The organism is Leuconostoc inhae (assembly GCF_019656015.1).
In the GTDB taxonomy this organism is placed as follows: Bacteria; Bacillota; Bacilli; order Lactobacillales; family Lactobacillaceae; genus Leuconostoc; species Leuconostoc inhae_A.
Genome location: NZ_BPKW01000028.1, coordinates 1 through 10590 on the forward strand (window position 1 = coordinate 1; position 10590 = coordinate 10590).

12 protein-coding genes are annotated in these 10590 nt (G+C 33.2%); 9 read left to right on the forward strand and 3 right to left on the reverse strand.

Going from position 1 to position 10590, the window contains the following annotated elements; all coding sequences use genetic code 11:
- Window positions 1-60 precede the first annotated feature (60 nt).
- Entirely contained in the window at window positions 61-333 is a 273-nt protein-coding gene (locus K5Q14_RS09590; protein WP_220735487.1) for a winged helix-turn-helix transcriptional regulator, read from the reverse strand.
- A gap of 113 nt (window positions 334-446) precedes the next feature.
- Here K5Q14_RS09590 and K5Q14_RS09595 point away from each other — a divergent pair, with 113 nt between their 5' ends.
- A complete protein-coding gene (locus K5Q14_RS09595) occupies window positions 447-1958 on the forward strand; it encodes a glycoside hydrolase family 32 protein (protein ID WP_220735488.1) in 1512 nt (503 codons plus the stop codon).
- A 63-nt stretch (window positions 1959-2021) separates the two neighbouring features.
- Here the strand turns inward: K5Q14_RS09595 and K5Q14_RS09600 are convergent, their stop codons facing one another.
- Complete coding sequence (locus K5Q14_RS09600; protein WP_220735489.1) at window positions 2022-2921, reverse strand: helix-turn-helix domain-containing protein; 900 nt, start codon at window positions 2919-2921, stop codon at window positions 2022-2024.
- Between the two features lie 112 nt (window positions 2922-3033).
- Here K5Q14_RS09600 and K5Q14_RS09605 point away from each other — a divergent pair, with 112 nt between their 5' ends.
- The 3 genes from K5Q14_RS09605 (at window position 3034) to K5Q14_RS09615 (ending at window position 5452) form a co-directional block, all read left to right on the forward strand.
- The gene (locus K5Q14_RS09605; RefSeq protein WP_220735490.1) at window positions 3034-4242 is read left to right on the forward strand and encodes an MFS transporter; all 1209 of its coding nucleotides are present in this window, start codon (window positions 3034-3036) and stop codon (window positions 4240-4242) included.
- A gap of 674 nt (window positions 4243-4916) precedes the next feature.
- The gene (locus K5Q14_RS09610; protein WP_220735491.1) at window positions 4917-5195 is read left to right on the forward strand and encodes a type II toxin-antitoxin system Phd/YefM family antitoxin; all 279 of its coding nucleotides are present in this window, start codon (window positions 4917-4919) and stop codon (window positions 5193-5195) included.
- Entirely contained in the window at window positions 5195-5452 is a 258-nt protein-coding gene (locus tag K5Q14_RS09615) for a Txe/YoeB family addiction module toxin (protein WP_220735492.1), read from the forward strand. The genes K5Q14_RS09610 and K5Q14_RS09615 overlap by 1 nt, the downstream gene beginning before the upstream one ends.
- Here K5Q14_RS09615 and K5Q14_RS09935 read toward each other — a convergent pair.
- Complete coding sequence (locus K5Q14_RS09935; protein ID WP_373306154.1) at window positions 5449-5658, reverse strand: helix-turn-helix domain-containing protein; 210 nt, start codon at window positions 5656-5658, stop codon at window positions 5449-5451. The genes K5Q14_RS09615 and K5Q14_RS09935 overlap by 4 nt on opposite strands.
- A gap of 503 nt (window positions 5659-6161) precedes the next feature.
- On the opposite strand from K5Q14_RS09935, the gene K5Q14_RS09625 reads away from it, so the two are divergent.
- The 5 genes from K5Q14_RS09625 (at window position 6162) to K5Q14_RS09645 (ending at window position 10495) form a co-directional block, all read left to right on the forward strand.
- Window positions 6162-6446 carry an ArsR/SmtB family transcription factor gene (locus tag K5Q14_RS09625; RefSeq protein ID WP_220735494.1) on the forward strand — a complete coding sequence of 95 codons (285 nt, stop codon included), beginning with the start codon at window positions 6162-6164 and terminating at the stop codon, window positions 6444-6446.
- Between the two features lie 82 nt (window positions 6447-6528).
- A complete protein-coding gene (locus K5Q14_RS09630) occupies window positions 6529-8004 on the forward strand; it encodes an MFS transporter (protein WP_246587648.1) in 1476 nt (491 codons plus the stop codon).
- 219 nt (window positions 8005-8223) lie between these two features.
- Window positions 8224-8838 (forward strand): 3,4-dihydroxy-2-butanone-4-phosphate synthase, encoded by a 615-nt coding sequence (gene ribB / locus K5Q14_RS09635; RefSeq protein ID WP_220735495.1) that lies wholly within the window; start codon window positions 8224-8226, stop codon window positions 8836-8838.
- 12 nt (window positions 8839-8850) lie between these two features.
- Complete coding sequence (locus K5Q14_RS09640; RefSeq protein ID WP_220735496.1) at window positions 8851-10077, forward strand: lysophospholipid acyltransferase family protein; 1227 nt, start codon at window positions 8851-8853, stop codon at window positions 10075-10077.
- Window positions 10070-10495: a hypothetical protein gene (locus K5Q14_RS09645; RefSeq protein ID WP_220735497.1), complete on the forward strand. Its 426-nt coding sequence runs from the start codon at window positions 10070-10072 to the stop codon at window positions 10493-10495. Before K5Q14_RS09640 ends, K5Q14_RS09645 begins: the two co-directional genes overlap by 8 nt.
- Window positions 10496-10590 lie beyond the last annotated feature (95 nt).

Below are 10590 nucleotides of genomic sequence, written 5' to 3' on the forward strand. Positions count from 1 at the left end.
TATTTAACCCCAGTGGCCTTTGAACAAAAATAGCAAATCAAAGTAGAATGCGTGTCCGATTTATTGACGTAGATCCACTATTGTAATTTGATTTTTGTTTGTAATCGATATGTGTTTTTTAATAATATCGTCTGAAACAAGTTGTTTTAATTGAATTGCTAGCATCCTTTTTGAACAATTTGGAATAAATTTATTCAATTCGTTAAAATGAAAACTTTGATCCATTAATCTACATAAAATCACTGATTTCCATTTTCCTGATAGTATTTCTAATGTGGAATCTAAAGGACAAATTTCATCATGTTTAATGCTACTTTGTACAGCTTTGTTCATAAACATACCTCCATATGTATTTATCTCAATAATTTTAATTATACTGTACTTTTATTATAAAACGAGAAATCATGCTATATTAGTAAGGTTACTTATTTTTAAGGAGAATAGAGATGATTAAGAAAGTTGTGCTTTTTGTTGTTGTGTTGAGTGGTGTGTTTGTGATGGATAATCATAAGGTTTTGGGAGATACGATGGGTGAACATAGTCAAAATTATCATTTGAATGCCAAATCAGGTTTTATGAATGATATTCAAAGTATTGTTTATGATGAAAAAACTCAGGAATATAAGTTCTACTATTTGCACAATAAGGATTTTAATATTGGTGGTAATGGCACGGAATGGGAGGCAGTGTCTACGAAAGACTTTGTACACTATAATAGCCTAGGAACAGCTATTAAAAAGTATACGACACCCAATGGGGATATAGCTTCCGGAACGATTTATAAAGACTATGATAACACGTTAGGATTTGGTAAAGATGCGTTAATTAGCTACGTCACTAGCTATGGCGAAAAAGGGCAAACACAAAATATTTGGTTTTCTGTAGATAATGGGTTAACTTTTCAAGCTTATAAAAATAATCCTATCATGACACCTGATAATAAAGATACTAATTTCAGAGATCCTTATGTTTTCAGATTAGATGGTACTTTTTATATGTATCTCGCTGAAGGTAATAAAATTGGTGTTTACAACTCTAAAGATGGGATTCATTTTAATTACAAATCTGGTATTTATAATAAAATTGATCAATTAGGACTATTGGAGTGTCCTAACTTATTCAAATTAAAAACAACAGATAGTCATGAAGACAAATGGGTCATGTTGTTTGGTGGTAATGGTTATCAACGTCAAGAGACCACAGGTACTTATTATGTTGTCGGCAATCTAATTGATGGGGTCTTTCAACCAGAAACTGACGCCAGAAGAGTGGACGATGGTAGTGACTTTTATGGCGCTAAATTTATGCAAACCAACAATCATCAATTACTTGGCTTAGGGTGGCTGGGTAGTTGGGACTATAATAAGCAAGTGAAAACTAATACCGGCAAGGTCGGTTCTATGAGTATGGCACGTGTCTTGTCATTGACGCAAAAAGATAACTATCGTTTAACAACAAATAAATTTTTAACTTCGACTTTATTTAAAAACAAAGTTGATGAGCAAACGGTCTATACAAAAGAGACCACAGCTGATGCTTTAGGGTATAAAACTGTTGTTGATAAAAATATACCATTGAAGAGTTTTGCATTAAATCTAAATACCGTCAAAGATAACGAGGTTTTTCCGTCACATATACATATTGAAATCGACAATCAGGACAGTTTTTTTAAATTCGATTTGGATACAACTAATGGTTACTATATGGTCTCTAGAGATGGCACAAACATCAAAAATGAGGAAGGTGCTTATGACCATTACACTAAAGCGCACGTGGCTAAAATAAATGCGGTTAATCAATTGAACGTGCAATTATTTGTTGATGCAGGTAGTATTGAAATGTTTTTCCCTGAAACTGGGGAGACCTACTCATTAGCTAAGTTTTCTGAAGTATCAAACAATCATGTCACAGTTAAGGTAAACGGGGACACGACAGTAGCTTATAGTGTACTCGAATAAAATAATTAAAAGCGCAAAATGCGGGACAGTGTTTTGCGCTTTTTGATTGTTAAGCAGTCGGAGTTAGGAACACTGTGACTTTCGATATCGTTGGCTTAGAGGTAAATGGTAATGATAGATTTCGTTAAACACGATATAGTCATTATGTTGCAGCACTTTTAGCATGTGTATAAATTCATAGCAATTAGCTTCGTCATTTTTTTGATCTGATCCTAAATAGAGAAAAATGACCAATCTAGCAAAATCCATAGTGAGCTTAGCCGTAAAATCGGTTATTGCACTGTAGTAAGAATTATCAGTAATTCTCCTAAAACTGTTTGAATCATAGTTGAAATTTGTGAGTTCAATTTGAACATAATTAAGAACAATACTAGCGACGCTTTGTTCTATTATATAAGAATATTCTGTGAATTCTTTATATTTTTTATATAAATCATGAACCTTAGTCATACATTCGCGTAATTCTATTGGATCTTTTCTAAAAACAAAAATACCATCAACAAATGCTCTTAATTCGAACACCGACCAATATTTAGTTTCGGTTAAGTGTCTTTTTAATGGGTATGCAGGATCCACATCCATTCTTAAAGGGTTATTGCCAATAATATATACCTTGATGTATGCAATAGCAGCGAGAATTTGACTTTCTAGAGATGGATCCTTTTTTAATGCAATATGTTTCTGCATTAACGTGGCTGTTTTCTTCATATTAGCATCATTGTCAATCTGGTTTAAAATGTTATTAAACCGATATTCGGAGTTATTATAGTGAATAAATTGAAACTCATTTGGAGAGACCTCTAATCGTTTGAGAATGGCAAATAGTTTTTCGGATTCAACGCTGTTATGCCCATTTTCAAATCGTGATGCGAAGTTTCTAGACACAATTCCCATATAAACTTCTTTTTGAGTGAGTTTTTTTTGTTTTCGAATTGCTTTAATGGTGTCTCCAAGTGTTTTCATAATTCGTAGTTGTCTCCGCTTATATCCAATAACGTAAACTATACTACACATATTAATAAAATGTCTAGATATATTTGATGATAAATTGGAAACAAGGAAAGGGCGTACGATAATGTTCAATACAATTATAAAGACATCATTAATTAGCCTCGTTTTTAATTTATCGATAACCTCTTTAAATTTTTTTTTCGGATTGTACTTTTTACAAATAACTCGGTCAGCTTTCATTTTTGGAACACTAACAATTATTGGACCATTGGTCAGCCTATTACTGACACCGATTATGACTAGAATTGTAGACACAGTTGCACACAAAAAGATACTATTAACAGCTCAAATAGTTTCGTTAGTATTTCTTTTAGCTTATTGGGTCGTAGTTAGTGATCATTTAGATGCTGGTACACTCGCATATGTCTATATTTTGATGATGATTATTCGGGTTAGTGAGGAATTATTCATCGTCACGTTAAAAGCGTCTACTACACAGTTGGTTGAAAAGCATAAATATCAAAGACTGAATGCATCAGTTCAGTCCGCTACTTCGGTTGCAAATATTCTTGGTCCTATTGTAGGCGGATTAGCATTTAGCTTACTCACACTGCCCTTCTTTGTTTTTCTAATAATTATTCTAGTTGGTGTGTCAATCTTATCCACCAGTACGTTAAAACTAGATCCGTTACATAGGATAGCAGCCACTGGCAAAAATTCCTTTGGGATGGTTATAAAATTTATTAAAGGCCGGCCAGAAATTTTATCTCTTGTTATTATTGCGATGTTTATCAACTTATTCGCCTCAGCCATAACGATTGGTTTACCTGTACTTGTTATTAACCAATTGTCTCTGTCAAAATTAGTTTACAGTTTTTTGGAAAGTTTAACTAGCGTTGCAATGGTAGTAGGTGGCATCATATTGACCATTCACACCATTAAAGATAACTTAAAAATTATGTATCAGTCAATGTTGTGCTTTACTATAATCATTATTTTGTTCGGGTTTCCAGAATTAATAACACATAGTGATTTAATAATTATTGGACTTTTAGGGGGATTAGTAGTTGCTTTCGGACTGATAGTCGTATTTGCTAATACAGCAATGACAACTTATTTACAAATGGAAGTGCCAGAAAATAAGCAGGGTGGTGTTTATTCAATCATCAATGCAGTTTCTCAACTGTTTGTTCCTCTAGGAGGATTATGTTACGGCCTCTTGTTTGATCATTTTGAAAGTTACCAAGTGTTTATTTCATCTGGATTTTTAGCCCTGGTTATTATAATTGGATTATTACTACTGACGAAAAAAAGGATTATTAAAAGGATATAATTATGACACCATAATCTTCTGAAATTTAAGCGAGGGTGTGATGATTTGATTGCGCCAGTGCGATAATCATTTGTTTGAAATCGTTATCGTATTTTTTAGACATAGCTTTTGCTCCTTAGGTTTAATTATAGAGCCTGTGCCAAAAATTGACTATAGTTCACTCTGGATTCCAATAATGCTTTGATAATGTTAGACTATTTAAAGCAACTCAATAAAATAGGAACAACAATTATAACAGTCACACATGACAAAGATATTGCCCTACAACACAACAGAATGATACAGTTAGGAGACTGATATGTTTTTTTATATTATGTTACTAAGTTTTATTATTGGTATTATATCAATATTTTCTGCTTTTAAAACCAACAATGTAACCATCAAAGTGTTATGCTTTGTTATTGGAATTGTTTTAATCGGGTATTCTATTTATTTGTTTTGGCCACATCAGGTTGCTTGAACATCAATAAATTAGACTGATTTTAATAAATAATATTTACTAGAAAAGTGACTGGACAATGAAAAATGAAACATATGTATCTATTTTGATTGCGCATCAAAATAACGTTGCTTATGTTTAATTTTAAGCGCATCATAGTGCTCCTAAGTCAATTTTTTTATTGTACATGTTTTAGGTACGTGGTATAATTAATGTACAGAAAGTAGGTACACATATGACAACGCAATCAATATTCTCACCAACCATGGCACGTCAAAATTTCTTTACAATATTAAAACAAGTGAATGAAGACCATGAACCTGTCATTATTAATAGTCCAAAAGCGCCAGAAAAAGAAGCAGTTGTCATTAGTAGGGCTGATTATGATGCGTTACAAGAAACGTTGATGCTGATGACAAATGGTCAATTAAGTGATGCTATTATGCGTGAAAAAGAAGATAGTGTTACACTGTCTGAAACCGTTGAAGGTGGGCTTGATTGGAGTAATCTTTGATGTGGCAAGTTAAATTTAAAATGTCAGTGACAAAGGATTTAGTTAAGCTTAAAAGAGCTGGATTAACGAGACAATTTGATAATGTTTATCAACAGTTAAAAAAAAATCCCTATGAGTTAAATCAACGTTTTGAGAAATTAGTTCCACCAGGTGCGGGTAAATATTCTCGTAGGATTAATGGTCAACATCGCGTTGTGTATAGTATTAATCAGCGTGATCATATGATAGAAATTTTGTCAGCGTATGGACACTATTAGAAATACTTGATACGACAGTCATGAATGTCGCTCTCCCAGATATTAGTGGGGCATTTTCTGCGCTTATGTTTAATTTTAAGCGCATCATAGCCAGTCGTTCGTACTTGATTAACCCATTTACTGACTAGTCTCGGCGTCATATGGTAGTGTTGTGCTAGTTCTTTTTGTGTCAGGCTCTTTGAGTTTAATGCTATCAATGTTGGCATTTGTTGTTGTATTGATTAAAAGTATTAAAAAATAATAAATAAAAAAACAGCCACAATTGAATTTGACCGTTCAAGGCTGTTTCTTTATTGAAATGAGTAGTGGCGGTTATCTCAAGACAACCATGGGACTAGTTAGCGCTAGTCCTTTTTATGTGTCTTTATTATAACATATTCGCAACTTTTTCATCAAGGCTTCAAGAACCTAAATGTTATCTTGTGAAATATAAAACCTAACAATGCTGCTTTAAGTCCATTTTTACACTTTACAAATCACCTGATTTATCAGATTTCACAATATAAAATACGTGTCTAATTTATTGACGTAGATCCGCGATAGCTAAGTCTGTTTTTTTGGAAATTATTTCAGAAAATTAGTGACTATAAAAACAACAGATGTCAACGACAAAGTCAATTATTATGCGTATAAATCTATACCACATCTAACTATATTGTATGCGAAGAAAATATTGACAAATAATAAAACATTGGCGTATGCTTGTTTCATGACATTAGAACAAACAGATTTACAAAGAACAGAAATTTTCAAAGTCCTTTCAGATATTAACCGTTTGCGTATTATTCGTGTTTTGCGTCATGCCCAACGTGAAATGACTTGCGGAGAGATTGGCGAAAAATTAAATATTAGTAAGTCTACAGTATCGTATCATTTCAAAATGTTGCGTAATGTAGGCTTAACGAATACCAGAAGGGAGTCGCAAAGTAAGTATTTATCGCTTAACTATCAAACATTCAACAATTTTTTACCAGGATTTTTGGATTCACTTTGAATCTTTTTATTTTTAACTATTAGTTCTAATGTTATAAAACAATCGAATATATACAGAAGTACATCACTTCGGGGGAGGGAACTTGATAAAAGAAAATAGACAAACAGGCAATAAAAATTTTATTATGATGGCTATTTTAATTGCAACGTTCATGACTTCAGTTGAAACGACAATTATAACGACCGCGTTGCCCACAATTGTCAGCCAACTCAATGGCATATCACTACAAAGTTGGGTATTTGCTACATATCTGTTACTGACAGCAGTCACGACACCTATTTATGGCAAATTTGCTGATCGAATTGGCAGAAAACCAGTATTTTTAACTGGTCTCATTATTTTTACAATTGGATCGTTTTTGTGTGGTGTATCAAATAACATGATTGTACTCATCATGTTTAGAGCTTTACAAGGCATCGGTGCCGGTGCAATCATGCCTATTACGTTCACAATGATTGCAGATTTGTTCGACTATCAGAAACGCTCAAAAATGTTGGCTATGAATAATACAGCTTGGGGGATATCAGCATTGTTAGGGCCCTTGTTGGGTGGTTATATTGTTGATAAATTAAGTTGGGATTGGGTGTTTTTTATCAATGTACCAATTGGCATTCTCGTGATATTAATTATTTCATTTAAGTACAAGGAAAAAAGCAAAAAATATGTCAAAAAGCCGTTGGACGTTAAAGGTATTTTGTCATTATCAGGACTTCTGATAATGACTTTAATGCTTTTCCAAACACTAAGTCAGGTTAATTTTTCATTAACAGAAATATTGGTTATCCTATTTCTAATTGTTGTATTTGGTATATCATTTTTTATTTTCGAACGGCAGGCAAATGACCCAATTATACCGTTAACTTTGTTTCATAACAGGTTGTTTTCAATTCAGATTACAACGGCCTTAGTGTTGAGTGCGATTCAAATAGGATTTCAAACTTATTTTCCGATGTGGTTACAGAGTATTTATAAGACAACAGCCACTGTTGCTGGCTTATCGGTGTCACCTAGTCCGATATTTTGGTTACTATCTTCTTTTTTTGTCGGTACACTTGTTAAACGTCGGGCACCAAAATATATTGCTTTACCACTCATTGCATTGATGATGGTAGCCTATTTACCGCTTATTTTTATTGATAGTCGTTTTAATCAGACAATTTTCTTTTTTGTTTCTGGTATAACAGGTCTGACGTTAGGCATAACGATAACAATGAACACACTTGTTGCTCAGAGAATTGTTCCTGAAGAAAGTTTAGGTACTGCCTCAGCAATGATCACTTTAGGCAGAACGCTAGGGCAGACATTAGCGGCAGGAATTTTTGGTTTAGCATTCAACATGAGCTTAAATTCGGGATTAAAGAAACATCCCATTATTGATCAGAATATGATTAATCAGTCTATAAAAGGTGTGTATCGATCGCCATCGGTTGCAGATGAGCACACAATCAATCAAATCATCTTAACAGGCATGCATACAGTATTCAGTGTCGCGCTAATATTGTTTGTCATCGTTTTGATTGTTAATGTATCAGATCGGAATCGGGAAGTAATTAAATAAAGGGGCATAAGGGACATGAAACCAATTATGAACATTGATTTTTAAGAAGTCAAAGGGGAAAGCATAAGAAGAATATGAACAATAAATAGTTAAAGAAGTTTAAATTATTTATGTTCTTTCTTGAAATATCAGTATATTGATAAATATTATTAATATTTTGTTTTGTGAAAGGAAAAAGAAAAATGTAAGCTACTAAGTATATAAAAAGGAGGCAGTAAAATGTCAAATGTAGAAGAAATTGTGAAGTATATGAAAAAGGGTGGACTAATTATTTTAGTGGACGATGAGGATCGAGAAAATGAGGGAGATTTAGTTGGAATAGGCTCTAAAATGAATCCTGAAAATGTAAATTTTATGGTTACACATGCACGAGGACTGTTATGTACACCGGTTAGTGAGGCTATTACACAAAGGCTAGGGCTTACTCAAATGGTCGAAAATAATACAGAAAGTAATGGAACAAGATTCACATTTTCAGTTGATGCCGAAACAATTCACGGTGTAACAACAGGTGTTTCGGCATTTGATCGGTCAGCAACTATTAGGATATTAGCAGATCCGTCAAGTACCGCTAAGGATTTTGTTCATCCGGGGCATACTTTTCCTTTAAAAGCACTTGATGGTGGAGTTCAAGTCCGAAATGGTCACACTGAAGCGTCTATTGATCTTGCAAAATTAGCAAATGAAGAGCCTGTGGGTGCTATCTGTGAAATATTAAATGAAGATGGAACAATGGCGCGTTTGCCACAGTTGATGGAAATGTCCAAAAAATATAATTTACCGTTACTAAGTATCAAAGAATTGAAAAACTACATGGAACAGAAACAAATGTAGGAGAGAATGAATATGAAATTGACAAATATGATACTAACAAAATTTACCACTAAAATTGTGAGTTTCTTTGTTGGAAGTATCAATGGTTTAAATAACTTAAAATTTATTGGGCCCCGTATAATCATTGCAAATCACAGTAGTTATATGGACCATTTCGTGATTTTATATTTATTAAAAAAGCAAAATCCCAAACAATCTGTTTATTTTCTAACTAAGAAAGAGGCATTTGAAAAACCTTTTTCACGTTGGTGGCATGTGTCATTAAACAGTATACCTGTTGATAGGGGCAAAAATGCTTTGTCATCTATGATGACGCTTAAAGATAAATTGATTCATGAGAATGCAGTTGTAGTGGTTTATCCAGAAGGAACTCGAACCCCAACGGGAAACATGTACTTTGGAAAAAGTGGAGCAGAAAGTTTAGCATACGCAACTGGAGTTCAAATTATACCAATTGGTATGCACGGGAACTTTGATGTATTACCAAAATTTACAAAGCTTCCAAAAATGAAAAAAATTAATGTAAATATTGGTACAGATATAACAATCAACAAGAGTGCCAGAAAAGACATCACAAATATAAGTGTATCTCATATTAGATTGCTAAGTGAGCTATCTCATGAACAACTTGAAGCGAAACCTATTGATTTGATCAATGTGAAGAAGGAAATGCTTAAATCTATGGTGAAAAACAACCAAAAAGCACTTAGAAACTATCCTTCGGCTAACCATACTCCGACAGAATACCATAATCGAGTGCTCTATACTGGGAGAATTATTCTATCTCGATTTGAAATTAGCATTGAAGATCGGAATTTAATACTATTAGAAATCGGGCGTGCGTACGGAAGGTTAGCATATATTAGTGGTGTGAAAACTTTAAAGGGACGATATTATATGATGAAAACCACTAATGTTCTGAAACATGCTGAAAAAAATGCCGAATGGTACTATATAAAAGGACATCAATTGCTGTTTTTGGGTCAGAAAGAAAAATATTTGAATTATTTAATTAAGGCCAATAAAATGGAAAGCAACAATAATCAGTATATGTTGGCATTAGCCAAGGCTAAGATAGGAAACAGTGATTTCGGCTCTGCACGAACGACATTATTATCAGTTTTAAAAAAGAATAGTATTAGTCAATTAGATGCACGTCGACATTATGAAGCAATAGTTATGCTAATGCGGATGGACTCACAATTTTATCCTAACCAGGAGGCGATGAAAAGTGAATAAATTATTTTCTGAAACGACAGAAATCAGAGGCAATAGACAAAAAATTTCAAATGTTTTGTTGAATGGCATTCGCTTGTTAAAAAATGATCCCAGTGTACTTGATGTACAAAAAATATCTAACAATGAGTATATAATTTTGAGAGCTTATGGTGTATTTAATAGACAAGATATATTATCAATCGTAGAAACAGAAAATCAAATTGAATATAGAGTTGATGGGCAACTTTTAAACTATACTATTTCTTGGGAATTTGAAACAATAACTGATGATGTTACCGCTTTGACCCAAGTAATTTATATCAATAATGAGAGTATGTTTGTCCCAATCTTATCTCTGTGCAACTCTGATCTATCAAAATACTTTAGTATTACTTTGTCAAAAATAAAACAGTTGACTGAAAGTGCCTATAGATTTTGATGTGAGTGCTTTTTCAAATATTGGATCTACGTCAATAAATCGGACACGCATTCTACTTTGATTTGCTATTTTTGTTCAAAGGCCACTGGGGTTAA

Coding starts and splice junctions, on each gene's coding strand:
- K5Q14_RS09590 (WP_220735487.1), bottom strand. CDS start 333: ATGAACAAAGCTGTACAAAGTAGCATTAAACATGATGAAATTTGTCCT.
- K5Q14_RS09595 (WP_220735488.1), top strand. CDS start 447: ATGATTAAGAAAGTTGTGCTTTTTGTTGTTGTGTTGAGTGGTGTGTTT.
- K5Q14_RS09600 (WP_220735489.1), bottom strand. CDS start 2,921: ATGAAAACACTTGGAGACACCATTAAAGCAATTCGAAAACAAAAAAAA.
- K5Q14_RS09605 (WP_220735490.1), top strand. CDS start 3,034: ATGTTCAATACAATTATAAAGACATCATTAATTAGCCTCGTTTTTAAT.
- K5Q14_RS09610 (WP_220735491.1), top strand. CDS start 4,917: ATGACAACGCAATCAATATTCTCACCAACCATGGCACGTCAAAATTTC.
- K5Q14_RS09615 (WP_220735492.1), top strand. CDS start 5,195: ATGTGGCAAGTTAAATTTAAAATGTCAGTGACAAAGGATTTAGTTAAG.
- K5Q14_RS09935 (WP_373306154.1), bottom strand. CDS start 5,658: ATGCCAACATTGATAGCATTAAACTCAAAGAGCCTGACACAAAAAGAA.
- K5Q14_RS09625 (WP_220735494.1), top strand. CDS start 6,162: ATGACATTAGAACAAACAGATTTACAAAGAACAGAAATTTTCAAAGTC.
- ribB (WP_220735495.1), top strand. CDS start 8,224: ATGTCAAATGTAGAAGAAATTGTGAAGTATATGAAAAAGGGTGGACTA.
- K5Q14_RS09640 (WP_220735496.1), top strand. CDS start 8,851: ATGAAATTGACAAATATGATACTAACAAAATTTACCACTAAAATTGTG.